A 26092-nucleotide genomic window follows, 5' to 3' on the forward strand; every position below is an offset into this window, starting at 1 on the left:
CGTACTAACTACTAACTTTTTACAGCTACATAGAACGTCTTTCGAAAAATATGTTGCTGCATATAAAAAACAGATGGAAAGAGAGAAGCAAGATAGAGAGCATATTGATTCGCAACAGCCAAGTTGCTATTGATAGCTTTATGGATTGGATCATGGCATTTCTTGAGCCAATGTTGTCCAGTCGCTCAAGTATAATTTATCACCACCACTTTTTTTTAGATTCGAACATTGCCTCAAATGAGTCATGATCTTGCTCGATCATACGCTGACACTCGTCTTCATGTTTTTTTGACTGGGTCACCCAAACATCACTGAGCATTTGCTGCAGAGTAGAGCACACCCTCTTCGAATAACTATCTGTCCGCAACTCCAGTATCGCAATTCCTTTTTGCAATAATTGAATGTATGTACCATATTGATATGCGCATTTTGCTTTTTCTGCACGATTTATAAGATTTTCAATATTGATTTTCATCCGAATGAAATCTAATCGTTGGTTCTCATTCACATAGTCATAAATGGGTAAATGACCTTTTCTGTATTCAGTCATGATTACGACTTTTAGAGCTTTGACAAATCTTAGCATTGCAATTGCTTGTTTATCAGAATCTGGGATTTTTATTTCTACATTAACTTTTTCACCATTGCCACTCTCGAGGTAGGCAACCTGCTTTTTCATTTCTATCATACGGTTATAATAGCTTTCATTGTTTTTATCTATCTCGCACACACTTTGCAAAGCAAAGAGTATTCGCCGGCTTAAGCAAAGTAACAATGTACGGCTATACGATACAGTATGAATGTTGCTTAGTAAGTCGTCAGTTGAATTAATAATAGAGCTATACATTGCAACTTTCTTTTTTCTTTCAGCAATAAGCCGCTCTTGTTGCTGCCTAAAAAGATTATGGCCAATAAATAAAATAAAAAGTAATCCAACAAGAATAAGTAAGGCTGTTATGTCCATAAGCCACCGCCTAATTGATCTCTTTCAGCATGGTTTAATGCTGTTTTCAGTCCTATTTCACCTTTGTAAAATACACTTTTCAACAATTTGAGGACTATATTCACCTCTTCATCTTAACAAAATATAGTCCATACCTATTGTAAGTTCACTCCTTAAGTTTGAATTACATTTCTTCTTAGCAGGATATAGTGAATTGAAACTGATAATGGTTTTATCTATCCCTCCTCGACTAAGGAATCTGACTTGTAACTCAAATATTGTGACATCTCAGCTTTACTAACTGGCCTGGCTTTCAGGAAACCCTGAATAGAGTTACAGCCATAGTTGTGCAGTGCTGTAAGCTGGCTTTGTGTTTCGACACCTTCAGCCACAACCTCTAACGAGATAGCATGAGACATATTAATAATTGCCCGGCACAGCTGGGCTGACTTATGGCCCTGCTGGTCAATATTACGAATAAAGCTGCGATCCATTTTCAGTATATCGACGGGGTACTCGCTGAGTATCGACAGGGAAGAATACCCCGTACCAAAATCATCAAGATAGATAACAGCACCCAGCTTTTTAATCTCCTCAAGCGCATTAAGCGTACATGAAGAATCACTGAGCAACAGCGACTCGGTGATCTCAATCCCCAGCAAATGAGGGGGAAAGTGGCACTGGCCAAGCGTATCTCGCAAAGTATCAATGATATGATCAGACTCGAACTGTTTTGCCGATACATTGATATTGATCCTAGGCATATAAGCCAATGACTGGCTCTGCCATAGCTTTTCTAATATCTGGCATGCTTGCCTAACCACCCAATCCCCCATTTTCAGGATCAGCCCCGTTTCTTCTGCAATCGGGATAAACTCAGCCGGTGAGATTGAGCCATGCTCGGGATGGTTCCAACGCAGCAAGGCTTCAAAACCAGAAACCTGATCGGTTTCCAGGCAATAGATCGGCTGAAAGGCAAGCGAAAGCTGTTCCAGCTTGACCGCTTTAGTCAGCTCTTGCTCTAACACAAATCGCTGCTTGGCCTGAGTAAACATATTCTCATCGAAAAACACCACTTTCTCAGTTCCTGAGCTCTTGGCCTTGTACATCGCTGTATCCGCTTCACGGAGAATATTAGCCACAGATCGCACATGTGAGGTAACAATGGATACTCCAAAGCTGGCACCCAAATGGCAAGCCTGACGGTTAATGTAATACGGCTTCGAGAGAAGCCTGGAAAAATGTTGGCATCTGTTCTGTAACGCAGGCTGATCAACAAGATTTGACATGCACACAACAAACTCGTCCCCACCAAACCGAAAGCAAGCATCGCCCTTGCGGATATTGGTTTTGAGACGACAAGCCATCTGCTGCAGAACTAGATCACCAAGCAAATGTCCCATTGAATCATTGATCACCTTAAACCGGTCGAGATCGATAAATAAAATCGAAAAGCCGCTGCTTTCTCCCGCCTTGATTTTTTCCAACTGTTGTTCGAGGTGCGTATTAAGAGCCGGCCGATTAAACAGCCCGGTAAGTTCATCCCGGGTCGCCTGGAACTCAAGGCTTCGAGTTTTCTCCTTAACTAGCTGATTTGATATTTTAAGCCGGTTGGCATAAAAACCAACGCCACACGAAACGGACGCTGTCAGCAACAAGATAAGTACAACGGCAACCGAGCTGTAGATCAGCAAACTTTGCTGGTTCTCTAAGATAGAGACCGATATTTGCCAGCGCTGCGTCACAATAGGTACCGTAAACTCTTTGGTGTAAGAAACTTCCTTTTCGTAGCCAGAGCTCTTCTTCAAGGCAACATTTTTATGTGACTGGAAAATGGATGTGAGTACCTCTTCACTGAGGTTAAACACTTCAATATTCAGTTTCTCCGAGTTGATTTCATTTTGCCAAGTCACACCGAGAAACTCGTGAACAAGGATACTAGCTACAACAAAACCTTGTAGCTTGTCTTCATTCTCCATCAGAGGAAGAAACAGCTTAATACCATGGTTACCATTTTCCTTGAAGCTGCTGGTCGTAATTTGCTGCAGCTCTAAGGCACGCTCCATCGCTGTTGCATCATTGCAATTGGTGTCTAACCGATACCCCAAATCATCACTGGCTTCGAACTGGGGCGAGACATAATAAACAGGTAGGGTGGCCTTCCCCAGCCAACCTGCACAAGGCCTTGGTTGCTGGATATTTGGCAACAGCTGGAAACCAAGCAAGCCACTTTTCCTCGCTTGCTGCTCAAACTGTTTCACGTCATCTAAAGCTGTGAGTGGCAACCAATATACCGAATGAATACCTGAGCCAATTCCCGTTCGGTTGCCCAAAAAGTGCTGGAACTGCTCCTGGGTAGGGCTGTTTCCATTTTGCAGAAAGTTATGGGTGGAATAGAGCAATTCCGAAAGGGATCTCATCGATTGTTCAAGCGATTTAACTTTACTGTGAAATTGAATTTCCACTTGGTCGTGTAACCGTCTCGACTCATAGAATTCCACAGTGAAGAAACTAAAAAGTGCGGCAATAAAGCCTACCACCCAGATATAAATGGATGATTTGTGAACAAACGAGAACTTCAAGGTAACCTAACTCGAATAGTGATACTGATTATTATTGATAATATATACAAACAGATATCATGCAAACGATAATTGTTATCAATATAAAGTATTGCCAACCAAGTGGGAATTTTTCAGCCTCGACAGCCCCCATTAGACAGGCTTCTACATTGTGCCTAGACTGATCTTCAGAGCCCTCTGCGACTCCCCCCTAGATACGTGTAGGTATCACCTTATGGCACTTCATCAGCTTGGTATTCCCAGTGAAGAGGAACTTCAAAAACTGCCTGCTAACGGTGGTGGGTACTGGAATCGGTTGGTCTTCCAGCAAAGTCCTTACTTGCTGCAACATGCGGCCAATCCTGTCGACTGGTACCCATGGTGCGAAGAGGCATTCGAGGAAGCCAAACGTCAAAACAAGCCCATTTTTCTCTCTATCGGCTATGCCACCTGCCATTGGTGCCATGTCATGGAACGCGAGTCATTTGAGAATGAAGAGGTGGCAGCACTGCTTAACCGCAGTTTTGTCGCAATCAAGGTCGACAGGGAAGAACGCCCAGATATAGACCAGCTCCATATGGCCGCCTGCCAGTCGATGACAGGCAGTGGCGGTTGGCCGCTGAACTGCTTCCTGACACCGGAAGGCAATGTCTTCTATGCCACCACTTACCTTGCCAAACAGAGCCGCCATGGACGCCCTGGTATGATGGAACTATTACCTAGCGTTGCTCATGCCTGGCAAAATCAGCGTAAGACGCTACTCAACGGTGCCACACAGCTAAACAACCAGCTCCAGGCCATAACTGGGCATACAACTAAGGACAAGCTTGCCGACAATATTGAACACCAGGCATTCGAACGGTTGAAAGAACACTTTGATGACATTCACGGTGGCTTTGGCAACGCCCCTAAATTCCCGACCCCGCACCAGTACCTGTTCTTGCTACGCTACTGGCATTACTACGGCAACAAGCAGGCGCTTGTAATGGTTCAACAATCACTGCAAGCCATGCGTCTGGGCGGCCTGTTCGACCACATCGGTTTGGGCTTTCACCGTTACAGTACCGACAACCACTGGCTGCTGCCCCACTTTGAAAAGATGCTCTATGACCAGGCCATGCTGCTGATGGCCTACAGCGAAGCCTATACAGCCACAGGCGATGATTTATTCAAGCAAACAGTCAGTGAGATTATCAACTACCTGACCTTACGGATGCAGCACCCTGAAGGTGGGTTTTACAGTGCCGAAGACGCCGACAGTGAAGGCATAGAGGGCAAGTTCTATGTCTGGCGACATAAAGAGCTAAAAGCAACCTTAGACAATAGTGAGCTAAGCTGGTTATCCCGCCATTTCAATATCTCCGAGCTGGGTAACTACCGTGATGAAGCAAGCGGCCAGTTGACCGGAGCCAATATTCCCCACCTTTCCCAGTTGCCGCAACAACTGGCAGGCCAAGGGGAGGCTGCATTCAATAACTGGCAAAACCAATGGCAAGCTATTCGCCTCAAACTGTTTCGACAGCGAGAGAAACGAGTACACCCATTGCTCGATGACAAGGTTTTAACCGACTGGAATGGCTTGGCGATCGCGGCGCTAGCTCGGAGCTCATTATTGCTGAACGACACAAACTGTCTTCAAATGGCAGAAAGGGCCTATGGTTTTGTTCGCCAATACCTAAGAGATGACAACGATCACCTTGTAAAACGCTACCGCAATGGCAAAACGGGCTTGCCAGCTCATTTGGACGACTATGCCAGCATGATCTGGGCGGCACTGGAGTTATATCAAGCCAGTTTGAAGCCGGATTATCTACAACAAGCGCTTGGTTGGACAGAAATCACCTTGAACAAGTTTTGGGATGACACAAACGGCGGCTTTTACTTCACCGAAGCCGATACCGAGCTCGCCGTCCGCGCCAAAGAAGCGTATGACGGTGCAATCCCCTCAGGCAATGCTGTCATGGCCCGAAATATAGCACACCTATATCAACTCACAGGGCAAAGCACCTGGCACACATACTTTGATAGTTTAGTCACTGCGTTCGCTTCCCAAATCAACCGCTACCCTCCTGGCTACACACTGTTTTTGATGGCACTGGATTTAATGCATAGCCCCGGCCACCGCCTGGTACTGGCAGGCCCGAAAGTGAGCGCCGATGTTATTGCCCCCCTCAAAGGGCATTATTTACCCAACACGGTTTGGCTCAAGCTAAATGACGATGATAGAACTCAAATAAACCAGCTCGCCAGCCGTTATACCAACTGGCTTGCTCCCTTCACCCCTGAACTCAGCGGGAATGATCTTACGCTTTTCCTCTGCCAGCAATTTTCCTGCGAGCAGCCGATAACTGGGAGCAAAAAAGTTCAGGCCAGATTGAAAGAACTTGCCGCCGACCATCACGTTTCAGGTTCGAGACAATGATCCAAAAATGCAAGACCGACAGACAGAGCCCTGCCGCTCAAGAGCCTGAAACGTCCGATCCCCTCGCCACAGTTTTCGACTACCACGAGCGCACCAAACATCACTTTCATCGTTATGCCATGGGACCAGAAGGCTTAGATTGGGCTAGCCAACCCTGTCCGTTTCGCCGCTATCAAGGGGCACCTGAAAGCCCGCTGCTACTACCTGAGCAGGATATCACTCCCGGCTATGACTCTTTCTTTGCCGGACAAACAATAGAGAGCCAGCCGCTTAACCTAGACAGCCTTTCCAACTTTTTCTACTTTTCGCTGGCTCTTTCGGCCTGGAAAAGCTGCTTTGACAACCGCTGGTCACTCAGGGTCAACCCGTCGAGTGGTAACTTGCACCCCACTGAGTGCTACCTGCTCACTGATTCGATACCAGAGCTGTCAGAACACCCCGGGCTCTACCACTATTTCCCTCTCCGCCACCAGCTCGAATGCCGGACACAATTTCAACACTCTAACTGGCAAACAATCACCGAGGGCTTATCTCTAGACAGGCCGCTACCAGAAGGCAGCTTTCTCATTGCCCTAAGTTCGATCCACTGGCGAGAATCCTGGAAATATGGTGAACGTGCCTTTCGCTATTGCCAGCACGATTGCGGCCATGCATTGGCGGCAGTAAACATTGCCGCGGGTTTGATGGGCTGGCAGCTGACCCTGATTGAAGGAATTTCAGATTGTCATTTAGCACGCCTGATAGGTGTCGATCGCAATGAAGACTTTCCCAACCAGCAGGAACGGGAAGAGCCAGATCTGCTCGCCGTAGTCACCCCTGGCAGGACAAGAATCGAAGCTGACTGGGCACCAAGCCAAGCTGCGCTAACCGCAATTGTCGCTGGCAAGTGGCAAGGAAAAGCCAACCAGCTCAGCAACAGCCACCGCCCCTGGCCATGGATCGATAAAGTTGCAGCAGCCTGCGAAAAGCCAGAGACAACAAACCAACAAGGTTATCTCTCACGACATGTTGATTCAAATAACCTAAGCCCCTCAATGTCAGGCACGGCTCCAAGTACAACACTCAATGCAGGGAAAATAATCCGCCAGCGGCGCAGCGCACTTGATATGGACGGTAAAACCCGAATTGGCAAGACAATGTTCTACCAGATCTTAAGCCGCACCTTACCAGAGCAAAACCCAAGGCTGTTTTCTGCCACCACATGGCCAGCCAGGGTTCACTTGGGCCTGTTTGTCCATCGTGTCGATGAGTTAACACCCGGTTTATACCTGTTGCTCAGAGATCCGGCCAAAGCCAAACAGCTGCAAGCGTTAATGAACAACGATTTTATCTGGCAAAAACCGCCTGACTGCCCAGAAGATTTACCGCTTTATTGCCTGTATCCAGCAGACACTCAGGAAGCGGCCAAGATTTTGAGCTGCCATCAAGAGATAGCCAGCGGCGGGGTATTCAGCTGTGCCATGCTGGCTGAATTTTCCGAGCCTCTGAGGCAACTCGGCACCTGGTGGTATCGGCGGCTGTTCTGGGAAACGGGCATGATCGGCCAGATGCTCTATCTGGAAGCGGAAGCCAAGGGCATTCGGGCAACCGGCATAGGCTGCTTCTTTGATGATCCTGTCCACCAAGTATTCGGGTTAAGCGATAACAGCTATCAGAGCCTCTACCACTTCACGATGGGTGGCCCAGTTGAAGATACTCGCCTGGAAACCCTCCCTGCCTACCATTTTCTTAAAGCCGAAAGCCACTAACAATTCTTGCATCTGTTTCTTTTTGCATGAAAGTCTATGATATTTCCATGCTTATCAATCGATAACTCACAACATTCAGTAAAGAGCATACTCAACTTCTCTCTGCTTTTTTGTACCCGTGACTTTAGTGTCGAGTACTTGATGCCAGTTTTCTCCGCATACTCTTTCTGAGACAGGCCGTGAATGTCTATTGATGTCAGCAGATCTGCCTCATCACCTGGCAGTGCCTGAATAAAGGGCAATACACATTTTGATAATTGCTGATGGACGGTGACATCTCCCTCGGTGTACCACAGCTCATCCTGGGCAAGATCTCTGTCTTTGCCCCTTTTGCGGTAAAAATCGATTATCGAGTTGTTAGCTACTTGGAATAACCAGGACTTAACCTTAGTCGCCTCCTTCACTTCCCCCAGGTTGTGGTAGGTCTTGATCAGGATTTCCTGCAAGAGATCGTCCACATCATCAGGGTTGGAAACATTGGAGTGCAAAAATGCCTTTAAGCTGGCCCGGTACTCTTTCCAAATCAAATCCAGGTTCATTTTTCTCTCTTACATTTTGATGTTTAGGCACGATACGATAACTGTCATAAGCTGCCATCTGTTCAATGACTAAAGGGATCACAGTATTCACATGAGTATACGGCAGATCAATGCGCCTTATTCTTTCAGAACAAAAACACAAAAAGGCTATGAACCCTGAGGCTCATAACCTTACTAATTAATCACTTACCTGAGTGAACGATAATGCCCCCCACAAGTAATGCTATTTGTCAGGATTTCACTGCCCTGACAGATTAACCACAGCAGCTGCTTGATGAGCAAACGCTGCTTTGCTGCACATCTTCACCCGTTCCGAGGTAGGTGTTAGAGAGATAGAAGTCGGTAAATTGCTGTTCAAAATCTTCCGATACTGTCTTTTCCGCAAGTCCTGTTTCTAATAACGCTGACTGCCAAGCCTGAGTTTTTGGCAAGCCACACAGGAAGTCAAAATCGGTATGTTTTTTAATAATTGCCGCACGGTGTAGCAAAGGAAGCCAGGCCATATCGACATTGCTTAGCGCATCAGATTTGAAGAACTTGGTCTCACCCGACAGGTGCGCTTCAACCTTGGCAAATGCCTTGGTAAATTTTTCAACACGCTCTTCAAACGTAGCCTTATCTTTGCTGCTCATCGTGCCGCACTGAGTCAGGTAATTTTTAGAACCCAGGTAGCTCCAGGCACGATCCAGAGCGCGTTGCTCGTTAGTCACGCCATCTTCGATAGGACCAAACTCGTCTTCGATGTATTCAATAATGGCATCTGATTCGAAAAGCGCCGTGCCCGATTCTGTGACAAGGACAGGAACCTGGCCATTAGGGGTCAAATCCAAGAACCACTGTGGCTTATCTTTCAGGCTGATATATTCGATTTCGTAAGAAATTTGCTTCGCTTCCAGAGCCGCAGTAACACGCTGGACAAACGGACAGATTTTAAAACTAATTACTTTGATCATCTTGAACTCTAGCTCTTATCTTTTGTTTAAGTACCTATAAGACGAGCAGGCGGCAGAAAAGACGATAAATATATTAATTTATTTATCAGACTTAACATTTACACTGTAAAAGCAACACCTTATGTGCAAGAAAAATTTCACCAACACTTTCAAATAGCCTGAGCTTGTCCGTTATTGGCACCCATTAGCCAACACCACCCTCACGATAGCCGATGTTTAATACTGGAACTGATGCTGTCTGAGTCAGGCGAATACAGGCTGCATGTTTTTAACGCTTTCAGCACATCAATGTTTTTCCCCAAATACTCAAATATCACCTTTGCCGACGTCGGTGTCCGCGCCCCGGTTGCTGCAACCCCTATTTTCATTCCTTCCAATAAAGATATGCGCTGCTGATAACTAGGAAAAAGAATGGTTTCAACAATTTCATTTTGGGTCAACGACTCATAATCGATCATAAAAATTCTATCGTTAAGGAAGAATGTCATTCCTTGATATTTACAATAACTTGTTTGGCCAAACTCCCCCTCAGCGGCGAGGCGCTCCGTACGCTGGTGATATACACCGCCCTGCTTGCGTTCAATACAGACTAATCCTTTTAGTATGTAGCCGGGTGAAGACATCGAGTAATAATACTCATAGTAATACCCTAAATAAGGCTCAAGCATTTCATTGTTTTGCCCACTTAATTGGTTAATTGGCACCGAAAAGGGTTGGTGTACGCCTTTAGTACTCCCATCAACCCGGCTATTCACCAATGAAACAAATTGACTATGTGGTAACAATAATTCTTTTTTGCTCAAGCCAAAATAATCGCAAATTTGCCGCATATTGTAACTTCGCGGGCAGTTTTCACCATTAAGATAGCGGTTAAATTGCTGCCGATTAATGCCGATCCCGCGACAAATTTCCGCAATTGATGGATAAAAACCACACAGATATTTCAAATTGTGATGTAGGCTCATTTTAAAAACCCTGTTTTTTTGACTGTTTATCAAACACTTAAAAACCACTATTCGTAAAGTGAAACAGTCACTGCGTCACTCTACGTCAGTTAAGGAAAAATTACGGAATTATCTTGCTTCACTTTTACTGTTGTAATTATTCCCACATCAACTCAACACCCAATAAAACCGGTACTTTCTATTTATCAAGCGGAAGCAAATATATATCACTGAGGGAAATATTATGAAAGATCATAAATTGAGTTTTTATGGTGGGCCATGGGTTTCATTTACCCCGATACTCATTTTTGTGGTTGTCGCTATTTATGTAGCGACAACGGTTGTAGGCGGTTCAATTCAAGGGATGTGGGTCGGCGCTATTATTGGCCTGCTGGTTTCTTTTTTACTTGCCAAAGACAAAGCTATTTTTGGAAAGACTGTTTTAAAAGGCATGAGTTCCGAAACGGCAATAGCGCCAGTTGCCTGCTGGATTTTTGCCGGTATCTTTGCAACCGTATTGCGAGACTCCGGTTTAGTGAATGGTATCTTATGGGCGGCATATCATACCGGCACAACAGGCACCCTGTTTATTATAATTACCTTCTTTGCCAGTGCCCTATTTGCAACTGCCGCCGGTACCGGGTTCGGGACAATCACCGCTGGCATGGGGATGCTGTATCCGGCGGGTGTATTATTAGGCGCCGATCCGGCGATATTGGCCGGAGCCATCATTGGCGGCGGGGCCTTCGGTGATAACTTGGCGCCGATCTCGGATACGACGATTTCTGCCGCTACATCGCAAAATACAGATATTGGAGGCGTTGTTAAACACCGCATCCGCTATGTTATTCCTGCAGCCACCATGACTATTATCGCCATGGTAGTTTTAAGCATGTTCCAGTCCAAATCTGCCGGCGCAGTCCCTCTTGAAAAAATCCAGGATGTTATGGACCCTAGAGGGTTATGGATGTTGCTTCCGGCGGTCGCTACCATTTATACCGCCATTAAAAAAGGCGACATTGTTTTTGCAACCATCATCGGTATTTTATTAGGTTCAGCTGTTTCAATCGTTACCGGTCTAAATACGCTTGCAAATATTATTGCCGTTGACGGCGGCTTATTATTACGCGGAGTCTCTGGTTGGATGGCTGATCTTTGTATTCTGGTGATATTACTGTCTGCTGGCATTCAAATGATGTTAGACGGTGGGGGGAGCCAGCGCCTGCTTGAGGCATTTGGTAATGTGAAAAGTGCGCGTGCCTATGAGATCATTTCAGGCTTCCTTGCACTTGTTATGTCATCTTTAATGAGCATTAATGCCCCCGCTATTCTGGCTGTCGGACTGTCATTTGCCAAGCCTATGGGCGAGAAGTTTGGCGTCTCTCCTTATCGCCGCGCAAATGTCATTGGCAACCTTGCTTGTACCCTGGTGTATTCTCTGCCTTGGTCCGCCGCACTGCTATTGGCCGCAAGCCTATCTCAGCAAGCTAGCGAAAGCTTTTCAGGGGTACCGGCTTTATCACCTCTGGAGCTGACCCCTATGGTGTTATACGCATGGTTCATGCTTGCAACAATGATCTTCGCCATCTTCACCGGCTGGGGACGAGGCGAGCTTGAAGCGCCTGAATTAAAGGTGAATGAGGCCATTTAACTCTCAAGGGTAAGAGGTAATTCCTTTTTATCTCTTGCCCTTCTGTGTGCCACACCATCACTATATTTTAATTACTCGTTACACTATTTATTAGCCACTTTTTTGTTGGAGACCCACATGAGCAGTACCAATGACAAGCAAAAAGTACAACTTGTAGTTACCGGGGGTACGATTGACTCCTATTATGATACCGACCAATGTACAGCGGTATGTCATAACGAAACCGCCATTCCTGAGTTCCTAACAAAATTTGCCCAAATTCCCCAAGATGAGCTAGAGCTTTCCAAGGTTTGCATGAAAGATAGCCGGGAGATCAAAGGCAAAGAGATCCAAGAAGTTAGCACTGCAATTATGAATAGCCGTTGCTCCCGTCATATTGTCACTCACGGTACCTTTACCATGTTTGAAAGTGCGCGAAAGCTGATGGCAATTCTGCCTGAAGATCATGGTCGTGTTATTGTTTTCACCGGTGCAATGTGGCCATTAGTCGGATTTTCTCCCAACGACGCCGGTTTTAACTTAGGCTCTGCGTTTATTGCCGCACGCTTGGCTGAACCAGGTATCTATATTGCCTTTAACGGCAAGTTATATCGGCCAAATGACCTCGAAGGGTTGCACTAAAGCCTTGCTACAAATCATGTTTCATTACGCCTGATAGCATGTATTGTCAGGCGTAATTATCTTAATCAAAAAGCATACGAGTTTCGGAAACTAATCTCTCGGTTGCTCACCCTCCTTTGCTATGACTGCCACTCTACTTCTGTAGAAATATTGGCAACCAACTCTTGCTTGCATTCAATTTACCTTTCCTTTAAGCAACACAATTCATTGACTCTATCAATAAATTATGTGTAAATACGAATCAAAATCATTAACACTCAAACCATAAAAAACCATGAACAAGCAACTACTTTCTTCAGTAGTTCTGTCTAGCTTACTTTGGTGCTCTCCGTCATGGGGGAATACAGCGCAGGAAATGGATGCCTTAGTAAAACAATGGATGGAAACTGAAACTGCCCGAGCCGACCTTCAGTCCCGCTGGGCTTTTGAAAAACACCAAATCTCTTCCCTCATCGAATTATATCAAGCCGAAAAAAAGGCCCTGACTGATAAAGTCACTTCAGCCTCCGTATCTGCATCCGAAGTGGACAAGGCTCGTATTGCCTTAGCTGAACAACAAGATGGCTATGAGGCTAATGCCACTCAGGCCGAGCTAGCACTAGTTAGCGCTAGCTCAACGATGAAGCAATTGTGGCCCTGGCTACCAGTACCATTGCAGCGGCAGCTAGAGGAAGCGAATGCATCCCTGCTCGATAACAGCGCCTCTTTGTCTAACCGCATGCAAAGCTTGCTGAGTATGCTCGATGAAATGCAGCGCTTTAACACCATGCTAACCCTGAATGAAGAAATCCTAAGCCTAGACAATGGCAAAAAGGTGGCTGTAAAACAGCTGTATTTGGGGCTAAGTCAAGCATGGTTTATTTCTGCAGACGGTAAAACGGCCGGTATCGGTTCTGCCTCGGCACAAGGCTGGCAGTGGCAGGTTATGCCCGATCATGCCGCAGCTATCGCAGAGGCGCTAGCAGTGTTTAAACGTACCCGGCAAGCAAGCTTCATCAATTTACCCGTCATAACGTCTAGCAGTGCGGAGAACACTAATGTTCAATGATCTCGTTCAGGTTAATCCCCAATCCAACTGCGCTCATCAACAAAAGCATCGTTCTAAAACCCTGGCTGCAGCTTTTCTCGCTATAAGTGCTTTTTCTGTCAATTTTTCAGGCCATGCCGCCACAATTTCTACTGTGGAAAACAGCATTAAAAGCGATTTAAAAAAATCGATTCAGCAGTATAAAGCAGCAGAAAAAAAAGTTCGAAATGAGCGTCAGCCATTATCTGAACAGCTTAATAAGCTTGAAAAAGAACTCTCCTCACTACGCATAGATGCCGCTGCGATACAGCGGCAAAAAGACGAACAGTATTTAGGCATAGAACAGCTTAAAGAACGGTTAGCCCAGTGGAAAGTGCAAGATGCTTATATCAATAATCTATTGCGGGAGTTTACCCATAATCAACCCAGCATAGCGGCTCCCCCCAGCCTGACAGTCCAAGCTAGTAAGCAAGAGCTGGCGGTACCATCTCCATTCAGGGCCATAGAGCTCTCACTCAATACCATTCAGCAAGCCCTAAGCCCCAAATGGGTAAGCAATAGTTCTGTCTTATCATCATCCGGTGAGATCATTCAGGGGCAGACATTAACCGCCGGCCCGGTGCAGTGGTTCTCCAATGCCACTCAGGCTGGCTTGGTGGATCGTACTCATCAACCGCTGCCAATGCTGACCTACGTATTCGATGACAACCAAAGCTCCCAGCTCAACCTCCATCAGCAAGGGCAAATGACACACCTGCCACTGGATCCGACATTGACTCGTGCAGCTGCGCTTGAGAGCCAGCAAGAATCGATACAAGATCACCTGACAAAAGGTGGGCTCTGGACTATACCGATCCTGGCTTTCGGTGCATTCGCACTGATCATCGCCCTATTCAAGGCGATACAACTTGTGCGCTTACCTAAACGAGAGCCTGCACTGATCAGCCAGCTACTTAGTGGCGAGGTTGCACCACAGCAGGCACTAACGCAGACAACAGGCTATCAGCATGAACTGATCCGGCTTGCCGTGACTCATCAGCATGGCGGACGAGAAGTTCTTGATGACCTGATGTACCAATACTTGTTGCTGGCCAAAGGCAAGCTCGAACGTATGCTGACAGGTATTGCCGCCACAGCTGCCGTTGCCCCTTTATTAGGCTTGCTGGGTACCGTAACAGGCATGATCAGCACCTTTAAACTGCTCACGCTATTTGGCTCCGGTGATGAAAGCATGTTGTCGACGGGGATTGCCCAAGCGCTGATCACCACTGAATTAGGCTTGATTGTGGCTATCCCAGCCCTGATCTGTCACGCCTATCTAACCCGTTACGCTCGTCGCTACCTGACCGCTCTGGAAGCTGACAGCATATTACTCAGCCAACTTGGTCACCCAGCCCATTCGGTAGAAACAAACCCTGTCACAGACAAAACTGAACCCGCTAAGTGCTCAACGGTAATGACAACATCAGAGAACACAATCAAAAGGGAGCCAGACTATGCCTGATCGTTTCTCTGACTATGAACTTATCCAGCCTATTGAGCAGCTGTTTAGCCAAGGCGGCATCATCATGCTGGTGCTTGCCGCCGTGGCATTCATCATTTATCACCAGGTCATTGAGCTCTGGCTGGCTATGCGGGATCACGCCTTCTGTCGGCAACACCATGATCTCAATGAAAAGACCAAAACACTTGCGGTATGGGTCTCAGTCGCTCCGTTATTAGGTCTATTAGGCACGGTCATCGGCATGCTAACCACTTTCCGGAGCATGGGAGCCAACCAAGATCCTATGGATGGTATCGCAACAGGAATATCCGAAGCATTACTGACGACCCAGGCCGGATTGATTATCGCGATACCGGCGCTACTGCTAAACATTTCATACCAGCGGAAATTGCAAACGCGCACAATGTCTGCAGCGACAAACCAGACTGCCAGCGCAACACCTTCTCACCATCATCATGCTAAGGGAGACGGGTTCTAATGGCACGACGCTCTATATTTAATGATGATCAGCAAGGGTTAGGTATCGATATGTCACCATTATTGGATGTGGTGTTTATCCTGCTGATCTTTTTCATTGTCACCACAGTTTTTGTCAAAGAATCCGGCGTCGACATTGATCGGCCTCAGGCACTATCCGCTTCTCAGCTTGCCAAAAAGAGCATCTTTATTGCAATTTCGAGCGATGGGGAAGTTTGGTATGGCGGCTCACGGATTGGTATCGCGGGCATTAAGCCAACCATCAAACAATTGATGGCGACTAAACCTCAGCCAGTCATTATCCAGGCGGACAAAAAGGTTTCAGCTGAACGGCTGATTAATGTATTGGATGAAATCAAACTGGCTGGTGCGACCCATGTGAATGTCGCCACTCAAGGAGAATAGCAGTGCGATTCAACCAACGTCTGCTGACCTACCTGTTAACGTTGATCCCACTGAGTATGATCCTGCTACTGATCATAGTCAGCCAGGGCATTTCGTTTTCAAAGCCAGAAAAGCTCACAGTCAGGCAAGTGGAAACCGTGGTATTACCCCCTCCTCCACCGCCACCTTCCCGCCCCCAACACCAGCCACAGGAAACAACAAAACCCAAGCTGGAACTCACTCAGGTAGCCAGTGAGATTAGGCTTGAAATTCAACCGATAGAGATTGACTTGAAAACACAAAAGCCGGATTTAAGCGTAGAAACCAATATCGAGTTCGATTTACCTCAGCAAGAGATCGTCCAGGAAGTGATCAAAACCGTAGCTAAGTTCGCGGTTGCTGAGCTCGATCAGGTTCCAACCCTAATTAACACACTTCAGGTACCCAGCCTACCACGCCAGCTTACTCGTCGGGGTATCAAATTCGCCGATGTGGTTTTACATATCGAGATTGACGAACACGGCCAGGCCAGTTTGAAGAATATCCGAAAAATGGAATACCCAATTCTTAAACCTATTGTAATAAAAGTGGTTAATTCCGCCCGTTTTACCGCCCCAACCAAAGATGGGATGCCGGTAAGAACAGAATTTCTATGGCCAGTACGGATCACTGAATAATGAAAATATTTTCCCAATCCATCGCATTATTAATGATGACGCTCATCAGCCCGGTATCTTATGCCAGTGTCACGGTGTCAAAACCGTCGATCACCGTTGATATCAGCCGTGAACCACTATTAAAGCGGGAAGCAACGTTCTCCGATAGCGAAGCCAGAGTCTTAGCAAAAATTCAGCCATTACTTGAAGAACTGCAATACGCTAAGACGTTAAAACAACTTAAAGCCAATCAGCCCAAAGAGAGCAGTGCTGCCTATGACTTTCTGCTTGGGCAACTGGCATTCAGCCAGCAGGACACCCGCACAGCAGAGACATATTTCCTTTCTGCACTGAAAAAACAACCGGACTTTGTCCGTGCTCACGACAACCTTGGCATACTTTATCTGCAAAAAAATCAGTACCAGAAAGCCAAACACCACCTGACCCAGTCCATCTCTCTCGGCGGCGCGAATGGTCGGCTATATGGCTATCTTGGTTACATTCACCTGCAATCTGAAAACTACCAAGGTGCAACTGCCGCTTACCAGCAAGCCGCGTTGTTGGATCCAGAAGATAAATCTTGGCAACAAGGATTACTGCAGAGCTATGTCGCATCAGGCGCTAACTCCCAGGCAAAATCAATGCTGGAGCCAATGCTGGAGAAAAGTCCGACTGACGCTCAATTGTGGTTGCTACGGGCAAATATCGCACTCAGTGAAGGCAACACCATCGAGTCAATCAGTAGCTTAGAAGTTGCCTACCGGCTAGGTAAAAAACAAAGTACGGCCTGGCAGCTAGCTGATCTGTACTTGCAACAGGAACAGTTTTCGCTGGCAAGTTACTATTATCTTAGCCAGCCCGCTGAGATAGCTAAAAACTACCAGAGACTAGATAGGGCAATTCAGTATTTGCTCAGCATTGATGAGCTCAACATTGCCAAAAAATTAATCGTAGCGGCATCGAAACAGCATCCAAAGTTATCAACCAATGCCAGCGGCAAGCTCTATACCCGTGCCGGGCAATTGGCACTCAAACAAGGGCAACTTAAAACGGCAACGATTAATCTCAACAAAGCGTTAAAGCGATCTCCTGTCAATGGCGAAGCATTACTGGCCCTGGCTGAAGTCAAAGCAGAGCAAGGCAATAATAGCGATGCAGAGCTGTTGCTAATTCGAGCGGCAGGAAACAGCGAGTACCGCCAGCAAGCTTTGTTGCAACATGCCCAGCTAGCCCTTAACCAAAGCCGCTATAGCAAAGCATTGTCATTGCTAGAGCAAGCTAAACAATTAGCCCCAGGCGATACCCGCCAATTCGATCAGCGTATCAAAGTCGTTGAACGGTTAGCGAGCCGTTAGAACAGTGGATGTATTGGTGTCGTGCCAGCATTCCAACAACGAGGGATGTGCAGGCTCTGAGCTTGCCCCCTCGTATCTTAAGCGAACATCATCATGTGCAAAATAGGATGGGAAGACCTATTTTCATTTAGTAAAATAGCCCCTTGGCGAGCAGTCGAAACACTGTTGAAAAGCGTGAGTAAAAGCAGAAGGAGAACTATAACCCACATCCAATGCCACTTGGGTCACGGGCTTGCCCTGCTCAAGCAAAGTCAGTGAATGCAGTAATCTTAACCTTTGCCTCCATTCTCTAAAGCCCATGCCTGTCTCAGATACAAAGATCCGGGTTAAAGTCCGACTAGAGACCCCCAGTTTGGACGCCCACGCTTGCATACTTAGATCGTTTTCCGGGCTGAGTTGCAGCGTTTTCACCAATGCATCTAGCCTGGCATCTTGCGGCATCAATAGCGACAACGAGTCCTGAGGCTGGGCACTAAGCTGGTCCAATAGTACTGTCAATAAGTTGAAGTCTGGCTGCTGCCACTCGGTATCAACATCACAGCGATCAACCACTGCCAATATCAGCTCTCGAGTCAAATTTGTAATACCAAATACTTTGCAAAAATGCCCTAGGTCTCCAACTTGATCTGGCCGAAAATACAGGCTTCGGAACTTAGCGCCGCTCGGTGCAAACGCCCGGTGGACACATTCAGGCGGAAGCCAAACGGCCCTTTGCGGCGGGACGACCATAGCCTGATCGCTAACATCTACATTTAATACCCCTTCAGACGCATACATCAGCTGATACCACGTGTGACTATGGAATGTCCCCTTGTGCCCGAACGGCATGTCCACCTGATGGGCCAAAACCCGTTTGTCACCGGCATCGGCTATCTGCTCATTGGAGCTTCTATGAGATAGCCCTGCTTTTACCTCACTTTGTCTTTTTGGCGACATAACTTGGCCCATTGTCGAAAGTAAGCCACCAACATACTTGATAGTCTACAAAGCATCAAATCCCTTGCAGTTAGGACAGCCTATGAAGACCACAGCGCCGAACAGATCCTGGCAAACGCCACAAACGTTTTTAATTCTTATCTCTATTGTCGTACCTATCGCCTTTGCCAGCTGGCAAGCTTTGCTCAATAACTTTGTGATTGAGAAAGCAGCATTTACGGGTGCCGACATCGGCATTTTACAAAGCGTACGGGAAATTCCTGGTTTTCTGGCTTTTACTGCAGTCTTTATGCTGTTGTTTATCAAAGAGCAGAAGTTCATCATTCTATCTTTGGCCATGTTAGCCATAGGCGTCGCGATCACGGGGTTCTTCCCCTCGTTCTCAGGGCTACTGTGTACGACCTTGCTGATGTCTGTGGGCTTTCATTACTTCGAGACCCTGAAACAGTCTCTCTCATTGCAGTGGCTGTCAAAAGAACAAGCTCCCGAGGTATTGGGCAAGCTGATTTCAATTGGTGCCCTGGCCTCGCTCATCACCTACGCCGGGCTTTGGGTTTTGCTTGAACAGTTAGCACTGGACTTTAAATGGGTTTACCTACTCGCTGGTGCTGTATCCTTAAGCCTTGTTATATTCATCTGGCTAGGTTTCCCCACTTTTGAAGCGAAAACCGTTCAGCATAAAAAGCTTATTCTACGCAAGAGGTATTGGCTTTATTACGCGCTCACCTTTATGAGTGGTGCCAGAAGACAAATATTTACCGTCTTTGCTGGCTTTCTAATGGTTGAGAAGTTTGGTTATTCCGCTGCCGATATTACGCTGCTATTTTTAATTAACTATTTGTTCAACTGGTTATTTGCAAGAAAAATCGGCCAAATCATAGGCAAGGTCGGCGAGCGAAAAGCACTAATATTTGAATACGTTGGCTTAATACTGGTCTTTGTGGGATATGCGTTTGTCGACTCCGCGCAATGGGCGGCTGGGTTATACGTTGTCGATCACCTGTTTTTTGCCCTAGCACTCGCCATCAAGACCTATTTTCAGAAAATTGCTGATCCGGCAGATATTGCCTCTACCGCTGGTGTCGCTTTTACCATTAATCATATTGCTGCTGTTGTGATACCGGTATCTTTCGGTTTGCTGTGGCTGATCTCACCCGCAAGTGTCTTCATTGCTGGTTCCTTGATGGCAGGTGTATCTTTGATTCTTGCTTTCAACATTCCCTGTCAGCCTGAACAAGGAAATGAGGTAAGAAAGCTAAGGTGGGCTTAAACTAATAAGCCCAAGTCAGATATGGCAATTGCCAGTATTACCGAGTTTTTAGCAATCAGCTAAACGAGTAAGCAAAATCAGACGGTAAAAGGCCGCTTTAACAAAGTTAAGGCGGCCTAAATTTAGCTTCTTACAAACAGTTAGAAGGTGTATTTAACATCAAGGCTAAATGAGCGCCCTGGTGCCGGGTAGCGGCCTACTGGGCTGACATCGATGCCACGGAAGTAATACTCTTCGTTAAACAGGTTATTGACCGAGATACCTGCACGCAGTACAGAGTCATCCTTCTTATACAGATCTTTGCTGATGTTGAAATTCCACACCGTGTAGGCTGGAACCTCACCTTTAGCACCCGTTTCATCTTCCTCTTTGGTATTTGCATTGTCACTGAAGGACTCGCTGAAATACACACCTGATACCGTTGTCTCAAACCCGTTCAGATCGTAGCTCGCATCCCACAATAGCTGATGCTTAGAGGCATAAGGCAGCTCATTGCCTTTGTTGTCACCCTCTTTTTGTTCTGTATCGAGATAGTTATAACCCATGTGCAAGGTTAGAAGCGGCAATGCCTCTGGGACATAGAAGCCTTCGACTTCAAAGCCCTGATGCAGGGTCCGGCCAATATTTTCAAAAGTCTGGTCTGTACTGTTCCACTGTAGCTGGTCATCAAAATCAATACGGTAGAGAGCAAGGTTCAGGCTGTTTCTTCCCAGGGTATAACGTCCACCCAGTTCATAGTTCCATGCCAGCTCTGCGCCTTCTTCGCCCTTACCTCGAATATAGGCAATTTGCGGTGCTCGCAATGAACGTTGAGCATTGGTATAAGCCAGCCAGGTGTCAGTTAACTGGTAAGAGGCGGAGAAACCAGGCAGCCACTCTTTGACGGTATTTTCATCCTCGGAACTTTTACCAATATCGGTAAAGTCCATAGCGATGTGTTCATATCGAATACCCGGAGTGATTGTTAACTTGTCGCCGGCCAGTTTGATCTCATCACTGATATACGCAGCCCATCCCTTGGTTTCCAAGTTCCAGTCACGTGGTACTGTCGTGGTGTTATCCGTAAAGCTGGTTTGGGTCAGCTTGTAATCAATGTCCTCGGTAACGAAACGTGTACCTACGATCAGTTTTTGATTAACCGCTTCACCATCCAGGTAGAAACTGGCTCTTGGCTCAACACCCAGCACATTGAATTCACGAGGTGATGTTCTCAGGTGCGTGGATGGTTTGCCCGGATCCGCCCAGTGGCCATCTCCGGCATTGAAGCCCCACTCAAAATTTCGTTTCGCAGTATGGCCAAAGACCAAGGCATCAAACTCACCATAGTCTGCAAACAAGAACTGGTTAAACTGGCGGTTATAACGCACATTCCAACGGGTTGTTTCCCCTTCAAAGTGATCATAAGGGCGGGTTGATTGGCTGCGATCCTGATCATAGTCCGCAGGCGTTAGTGCGCCCGGCATATCGGTGTCTGCATCATATTGCTGGATGAAAGCAGTCAGCATCTGCATGTCATCAATTAGCCACTCCGTTTTCACCTGGAAGTTGGTTACATCGGTATCGGTATTCTCCCGGAAAGTTTCACCTTGTAGTACATTACCTTCCAGCTGAATCGCAAACTCATCCGAAATCCAGCCACCCGTACGGATATACAAATCGTTTAGCGGCTTGTCCCCACCTTCAAATACGGTCAGCTTGTTCTCAATCGACGTTTGCCACTTCTCAGGAATAGATTTAGTGACCAGGTTAATAACACCGCCAACATTGTTCGGACCATATTGGACCGCCGCTCCCCCTCTGACGACATCAATACGATCAAGCATACTCAGTGTGGCCGGGAATATTGATTGCCCGGTATGGCCATAAGGTGCCAACGTCATTGGCACACCATCCATCAGGAACTGAGCATGCCCACTACGGCTCGCTTTCAACCCGCGCACAGAGATGTTTGGCAAGACCCCGGTTCCTGATTCGTCTTGAACCTGGACACCCGGTACTCGTTGCAATGCGTCATCAATGGATAGTACTGCTGTTTTTTCCATCTGCTCGCTGGTCACCACGGTTCGGTTACCGGCATAGTTTTTCACTTCATCAATGTGTGACTCACCAATCACACTGCTGTTCACGACAGTTTGTTCGAGAACTTGTAACTCTTGAGCTAAAGCAGCATTCGCCATGAAGCTAGCACCGATTGCCGTTGCCAGCATTGAATACTGAAAATTTGTCCTTGTTGATTTCATAACTTATTTCTTTAACCTTTATTAACTTTAATCAATTCAGCACCACAGCACTGATTGATGAGTAAAAGGCTCCATTGCTTTCCTTGTGGAATAATTACCGGGCTGATATCAGCCTCTTTTTATTGTGTAAATTCGTTGAATCCGCAGGTTCCAAAATCTATTTAATAGGGAACACACATTGGCGTGCCTGCAACCGGATCCGGTATGACGGTGGCTTTCAGATTAAATACGTCATTCAGTAATTCGGAATTAAAAACAGTACCCGGTTCGCCTTCTGTCACAATAGCTCCCTCTTTCAGTACCACCAGGTGATCGCAATAACGACAAGCCTGATTGAGATCGTGCAGCACAACGATCACGGTTTTCCCGTTGTCATTCATCGCTCGCATCATGTTCATCAGTTCAACCTGATGGGAGAGATCCAGATAGGTCGTTGGTTCATCGAGCATGACAATGTCTGTATTCTGAGCCAGGATCATTGCTATCCAGACTCGTTGCCGCTGCCCGCCAGATAATGCCTCCAATGGCCGCTCTGCTAAATCAACAACCCCGGTTTCTTCCATCGCCATTGCTACCTGAATGCGGTCTTCCTCACTTAACCGCCCCCAGTGTGACAAATACGGCGTGCGCCCATACTCCACCAGCTGTTGTACTGTTATGCCTTCTGGGTTGACCAGCGTTTGCGGTAACAGAGAGATTTTCTGGGCAACCGCCTTTTCTGACATGCCATGGACGGTTTCGCCATTGAGCGAAACCCTGCCAGATGATGGTGTTAAAATACGGGATAACGCTTTTAATAGCGTCGATTTACCACAGCCATTCGGACCAATCAGGGCGGTAATTTTACCTTTTGGTAGCCTTACGCTCAGCTCTGAAAGTATGGTGTTTCCATCGTAACCAACGGTGATATGTTCAGCTTGTAGCATTTACCAGCCCTTATAACGGGAAAGAAGGAAAATAAAGTACGGCGCGCCAATTAAAGACGTCAGCACACCTGCGGGTAACTCCATAGGTGGCTGGATGCCCCGAGCCAACATATCAGCCATTAAGACTAACAATGCGCCACAGCTCGCCGCGACTGGCAATAACCAGCGATGCTGGCTGCCAACCAGCAACCGCGCTAAATGCGGTGCCAGCAGACCAACAAAGCTGATGGTGCCAGACACTGACACACTAATGCTGGCCAGCATCACAGCCACCAGCAGCGCCAGCACCTGGGTACGGCTCACATTGACGCCCAGTGCCATAGCCGTCTGCTCACCAAGCGCCATGACATCTAAGCGCCATGCCAACCAAAATGCGAACGGGATGAGTACCAATAGCGTTACGAAGATAATAGGCACTTGTTCCCAGTTCCGTCCCCACAAGCTGCCCGTTAGCCACACCATTGCGGTATTGATTTCAACAGGATGTACGATAAGCAGGAAGTCGATTCCGCAGCTTAAAAAAGCACTGATTGCTATACCAAGCAGGGCGAGACGCGCCGGGGTTGGAACAATGGCTGAAGCGGCCAGGTAAATACAAAATGCAGCGCTAAATCCCCCAATAACGGCAGCTACAGGTAACCAGTACAGAGGCGCTGCCGGGAAGATAACCAGCAAAGATGTGGCTGCTAACCCGGCTCCGGCACTTATTCCCATCAAATCTGGAGAGGCTAGCGGGTTGCGAATAACACCCTGTACCAAAGCACCGGACAGGCCTAGCCCGGTACCGACCAAAATCGCCAGCACCATTCTTGGCAAACGGTAGTGGTTAACCGCGAAATCATGTTCACCACCAGCAACAATGGCTGACCATATTTCACCTGGAGATATATGCAGTGCGCCGATGTATAGGCTATAAATAGCCAGCAATGGCAACAAGGCGGACAACACCAGTAATGTTGTCCGACGCTTGCTTAGCTGCAGCTTGCTCTTATTCCGGTTCTGGTTAATTGTTATGTTCATGACAGCTTGCTCCTCATGGCCAACAGGATGAAACAAGGCGTACCAATTAACGCTGTAATAATGCCCACCGGGGTTTCGGCCGGAAAAGCAACGCCACGCGCCAGCAAGTCAGACCATACCAGCAAAGAAGCCCCTAATAAGGCGGCAGTGGGGATCAGGTGGCGATGGTCATGGCCTACGACTTTTCGACTAATATGCGGGATCAGCAAACCAACAAAGGCAATCGGCCCGGCAATAGAAACACTGACCGAGGTTAATAGCACGACGACAATACAGGCCAGCAGCCGGACTCTTGAAATATTGATCCCCAGGCCACAGGCCATGTCTTCCCCTAACGAGAGGATGTTCATTTTTCCTGCCAAGCTAAGTGCCAACGCCAATCCTGCCAGGCTCACCGGCCATAATAGTTGCCACTGTCCCCATCCGGCTTCTGATACCGAGCCTGCCAGCCAATGCAATACGCTATAAGCCAATTCGTCAGACATGATCACCGCTGCTCGGGTTAGCCCGGTTAGCAAAGCATTCACGGCAATACCAGCAAGGATCAGCCGAAGTGGATGGACCCGACCGGTAAAAAAACCGCCGAGCAGAAAGACCAGCGTGCCACCAGCAGTTCCACCTATTGCAGCAGTGACTACCGGAGGAAGGATACTCAGAGCCCCAACACCAATAGATGCTAACGCCATGCAACAGGCCGCTCCGGCATTAATCCCTAAGATCGCGGGCGATGCCAATACATTACGGGTGATCCCCTGCATCAGCACACCCGCTACGGCTAGATTTGCACCAATCAGCAAGGCCACAAGTGTTCGTGGCAAGCGAAGGGTGATGATCAACTGTTGTGATATAGAGTCTGGGTCAAAGGCAATCAAAGCCTGAAGAACATCGTCAAGCTGTAAACCAAAAGAAGACCAGGCGACAAGCGACAGAATCAATCCAGTTAGGCCCCATAAGCTGATCAGTAGTGCCTTCGTGTTAGGGAGAAGGGCAATATCATGCATGAGATTAACTTTGTTCCTGGAATAAACGGGCCAGATCCTGTGCCACCCCTTCGGCGGCCAACATGCCACGGCTTAAAGACCACAAGCCAGGAGACACTTCGATAATGCGATTATTTTTCTTCGCGGTGAGCATGTTGAATAAGGGGTTTTTCTGCCACTGTTCAAATACCGTGGTGTCATTATATCGCCCGAGCAATAGCCAATCAGGGTTGGCCTTTAATAACTGCTCAAGGCTTGTCGGAATATATGCGGTGCTAGCCTGCTCTGGAATTGGGCTACGCAATCCCAGCTGATTAACAACGCCTCCGGCATAGGAAGCCGGGCCATGCATCCACATACCTCGCTCGCTGATCACAGCAAACTGAATGGTATTTTTTGCAAACGTTGGAGTTGCTGAGTTTAATTGTTTTCTAAATGCAGCCATTCTTTCTTTGTGTAAAGTCAGCCGTTTCTTCATGGCGTTTTCTTTATTAATGGCTTTGCCGACTTTAAGTACCGCGTCTAAGTTTTCCTGATAGGTTTCACCACGACTTTTAATGATTAAGGTCGGTGCAATACGCTTCAAATCATCATAAATTGCACTGTGTCGTTCGACATCGGCAATGATCAAATCTGGCTTTAGATCCGCTATCACTTCCAAGCTAGGCTGGTAGCGCGAACCCACCGAGATCCATGTCGGTACGACCTTGGTCACTGCAGGGATCAAGCGTTCGGGTTTATTATCATCGGCAATACCAATGGGAGCAATGCCAACTGAAGCCATCGCATCGACAAATGAAAACTCCAACGCAACTATTCTGTTCGGGTTACCAGATATATGGAACAACCCCATTTCATCTTCAATAACTCTTGTCACTTCTGCCTTAGCCGGAATGGCAAATAACAGCATCAATAGACTTAACGACTTTACTATT

22 protein-coding genes are annotated in these 26092 nt (G+C 47.1%); 11 read left to right on the forward strand and 11 right to left on the reverse strand.

Translation table 11 applies throughout. The features are described from left to right. Nucleotides 1-199 precede the first annotated feature (199 nt). Together AC51G0_RS23070 and AC51G0_RS23075 are read right to left on the reverse strand one after the other, a co-directional pair. Nucleotides 200-964 (reverse strand): DNA repair protein, encoded by a 765-nt coding sequence (locus AC51G0_RS23070; protein ID WP_496303993.1) that lies wholly within the window; start codon nucleotides 962-964, stop codon nucleotides 200-202. Between the two features lie 215 nt (nucleotides 965-1179). Next, nucleotides 1180-3363, reverse strand: a complete 2184-nt coding sequence (locus AC51G0_RS23075; RefSeq protein WP_496303994.1) for a bifunctional diguanylate cyclase/phosphodiesterase — start codon at nucleotides 3361-3363, stop codon at nucleotides 1180-1182. A 376-nt stretch (nucleotides 3364-3739) separates the two neighbouring features. On the opposite strand from AC51G0_RS23075, the gene AC51G0_RS23080 reads away from it, so the two are divergent. Together AC51G0_RS23080 and AC51G0_RS23085 are read left to right on the forward strand one after the other, a co-directional pair. Further along, entirely contained in the window at nucleotides 3740-5926 is a 2187-nt protein-coding gene (locus AC51G0_RS23080) for a thioredoxin domain-containing protein (RefSeq protein ID WP_496303995.1), read from the forward strand. Beyond that, nucleotides 5923-7674, forward strand: coding sequence for a SagB/ThcOx family dehydrogenase (locus tag AC51G0_RS23085; RefSeq protein ID WP_496303996.1), 1752 nt, complete (start codon nucleotides 5923-5925; stop codon nucleotides 7672-7674). The genes AC51G0_RS23080 and AC51G0_RS23085 overlap by 4 nt, the downstream gene beginning before the upstream one ends. On the opposite strand, the gene sigZ is transcribed toward AC51G0_RS23085, so the two are convergent. The 3 genes from sigZ to AC51G0_RS23100 form a co-directional block, all read right to left on the reverse strand. Continuing rightward, nucleotides 7671-8213, reverse strand: coding sequence for an RNA polymerase sigma factor SigZ (sigZ, locus tag AC51G0_RS23090; RefSeq protein WP_496303997.1), 543 nt, complete (start codon nucleotides 8211-8213; stop codon nucleotides 7671-7673). The two genes, AC51G0_RS23085 and sigZ, sit on opposite strands and share 4 nt — an antisense overlap. Nucleotides 8214-8467: 254 nt before the next feature. Next, nucleotides 8468-9166: a glutathione S-transferase family protein gene (locus tag AC51G0_RS23095; protein WP_496303998.1), complete on the reverse strand. Its 699-nt coding sequence runs from the start codon at nucleotides 9164-9166 to the stop codon at nucleotides 8468-8470. Between the two features lie 200 nt (nucleotides 9167-9366). Continuing rightward, nucleotides 9367-10164, reverse strand: coding sequence for a helix-turn-helix domain-containing protein (locus AC51G0_RS23100; protein ID WP_496303999.1), 798 nt, complete (start codon nucleotides 10162-10164; stop codon nucleotides 9367-9369). A gap of 190 nt (nucleotides 10165-10354) precedes the next feature. Between AC51G0_RS23100 and AC51G0_RS23105 the strand changes: the two genes are divergently transcribed. The 8 genes from AC51G0_RS23105 to AC51G0_RS23140 all read left to right on the forward strand — a co-directional run bounded on the left by AC51G0_RS23105 (nucleotide 10355) and on the right by AC51G0_RS23140 (nucleotide 17785). Beyond that, nucleotides 10355-11761: a Na+/H+ antiporter NhaC family protein gene (locus AC51G0_RS23105; protein ID WP_496304000.1), complete on the forward strand. Its 1407-nt coding sequence runs from the start codon at nucleotides 10355-10357 to the stop codon at nucleotides 11759-11761. Between the two features lie 117 nt (nucleotides 11762-11878). Next, entirely contained in the window at nucleotides 11879-12382 is a 504-nt protein-coding gene (locus AC51G0_RS23110; protein WP_496304001.1) for an asparaginase domain-containing protein, read from the forward strand. 274 nt (nucleotides 12383-12656) lie between these two features. Beyond that, nucleotides 12657-13430, forward strand: a complete 774-nt coding sequence (locus AC51G0_RS23115) for a DUF3450 family protein (protein WP_496304002.1) — start codon at nucleotides 12657-12659, stop codon at nucleotides 13428-13430. Further along, on the forward strand, nucleotides 13420-14913 hold the full coding sequence (locus AC51G0_RS23120) for a MotA/TolQ/ExbB proton channel family protein (RefSeq protein WP_496304004.1): 1494 nt from the start codon (nucleotides 13420-13422) through the stop codon (nucleotides 14911-14913). Before AC51G0_RS23115 ends, AC51G0_RS23120 begins: the two co-directional genes overlap by 11 nt. After that, nucleotides 14906-15391 carry a MotA/TolQ/ExbB proton channel family protein gene (locus AC51G0_RS23125; protein WP_496304005.1) on the forward strand — a complete coding sequence of 162 codons (486 nt, stop codon included), beginning with the start codon at nucleotides 14906-14908 and terminating at the stop codon, nucleotides 15389-15391. The genes AC51G0_RS23120 and AC51G0_RS23125 overlap by 8 nt, the downstream gene beginning before the upstream one ends. Continuing rightward, nucleotides 15391-15795: an ExbD/TolR family protein gene (locus AC51G0_RS23130; RefSeq protein WP_496304006.1), complete on the forward strand. Its 405-nt coding sequence runs from the start codon at nucleotides 15391-15393 to the stop codon at nucleotides 15793-15795. The genes AC51G0_RS23125 and AC51G0_RS23130 overlap by 1 nt, the downstream gene beginning before the upstream one ends. Before the next feature lie 2 nt (nucleotides 15796-15797). Then, nucleotides 15798-16451 carry an energy transducer TonB gene (locus tag AC51G0_RS23135; RefSeq protein WP_496304007.1) on the forward strand — a complete coding sequence of 218 codons (654 nt, stop codon included), beginning with the start codon at nucleotides 15798-15800 and terminating at the stop codon, nucleotides 16449-16451. Further along, the gene (locus tag AC51G0_RS23140) at nucleotides 16451-17785 is read left to right on the forward strand and encodes a tetratricopeptide repeat protein (RefSeq protein WP_496304008.1); all 1335 of its coding nucleotides are present in this window, start codon (nucleotides 16451-16453) and stop codon (nucleotides 17783-17785) included. The genes AC51G0_RS23135 and AC51G0_RS23140 overlap by 1 nt, the downstream gene beginning before the upstream one ends. Before the next feature lie 123 nt (nucleotides 17786-17908). On the opposite strand, the gene AC51G0_RS23145 is transcribed toward AC51G0_RS23140, so the two are convergent. Further along, nucleotides 17909-18721: an AraC family transcriptional regulator gene (locus AC51G0_RS23145; protein WP_496304009.1), complete on the reverse strand. Its 813-nt coding sequence runs from the start codon at nucleotides 18719-18721 to the stop codon at nucleotides 17909-17911. 82 nt (nucleotides 18722-18803) lie between these two features. Here AC51G0_RS23145 and AC51G0_RS23150 point away from each other — a divergent pair, with 82 nt between their 5' ends. Further along, nucleotides 18804-19991, forward strand: coding sequence for an MFS transporter (locus AC51G0_RS23150; protein WP_496304010.1), 1188 nt, complete (start codon nucleotides 18804-18806; stop codon nucleotides 19989-19991). A gap of 140 nt (nucleotides 19992-20131) precedes the next feature. Here AC51G0_RS23150 and AC51G0_RS23155 read toward each other — a convergent pair whose 3' ends face one another. From AC51G0_RS23155 to AC51G0_RS23175, 5 genes are all read right to left on the reverse strand, one after another. Next, nucleotides 20132-22231, reverse strand: coding sequence for a TonB-dependent receptor family protein (locus tag AC51G0_RS23155; RefSeq protein WP_496304011.1), 2100 nt, complete (start codon nucleotides 22229-22231; stop codon nucleotides 20132-20134). Between the two features lie 161 nt (nucleotides 22232-22392). Beyond that, on the reverse strand, nucleotides 22393-23157 hold the full coding sequence (gene fecE, locus AC51G0_RS23160) for a Fe(3+) dicitrate ABC transporter ATP-binding protein FecE (RefSeq protein ID WP_496304012.1): 765 nt from the start codon (nucleotides 23155-23157) through the stop codon (nucleotides 22393-22395). Continuing rightward, on the reverse strand, nucleotides 23158-24177 hold the full coding sequence (locus AC51G0_RS23165) for a FecCD family ABC transporter permease (protein WP_496304013.1): 1020 nt from the start codon (nucleotides 24175-24177) through the stop codon (nucleotides 23158-23160). Beyond that, nucleotides 24174-25178, reverse strand: coding sequence for a FecCD family ABC transporter permease (locus AC51G0_RS23170; protein WP_496304014.1), 1005 nt, complete (start codon nucleotides 25176-25178; stop codon nucleotides 24174-24176). The genes AC51G0_RS23165 and AC51G0_RS23170 overlap by 4 nt, the downstream gene beginning before the upstream one ends. 4 nt (nucleotides 25179-25182) lie before the next feature. Then, on the reverse strand, nucleotides 25183-26067 hold the full coding sequence (locus AC51G0_RS23175) for a Fe(3+) dicitrate ABC transporter substrate-binding protein (RefSeq protein WP_496304015.1): 885 nt from the start codon (nucleotides 26065-26067) through the stop codon (nucleotides 25183-25185). Between the last annotated feature and the right edge of the window lie 25 nt (nucleotides 26068-26092).

Source organism: Photobacterium sp. HL06, assembly GCF_059552575.1.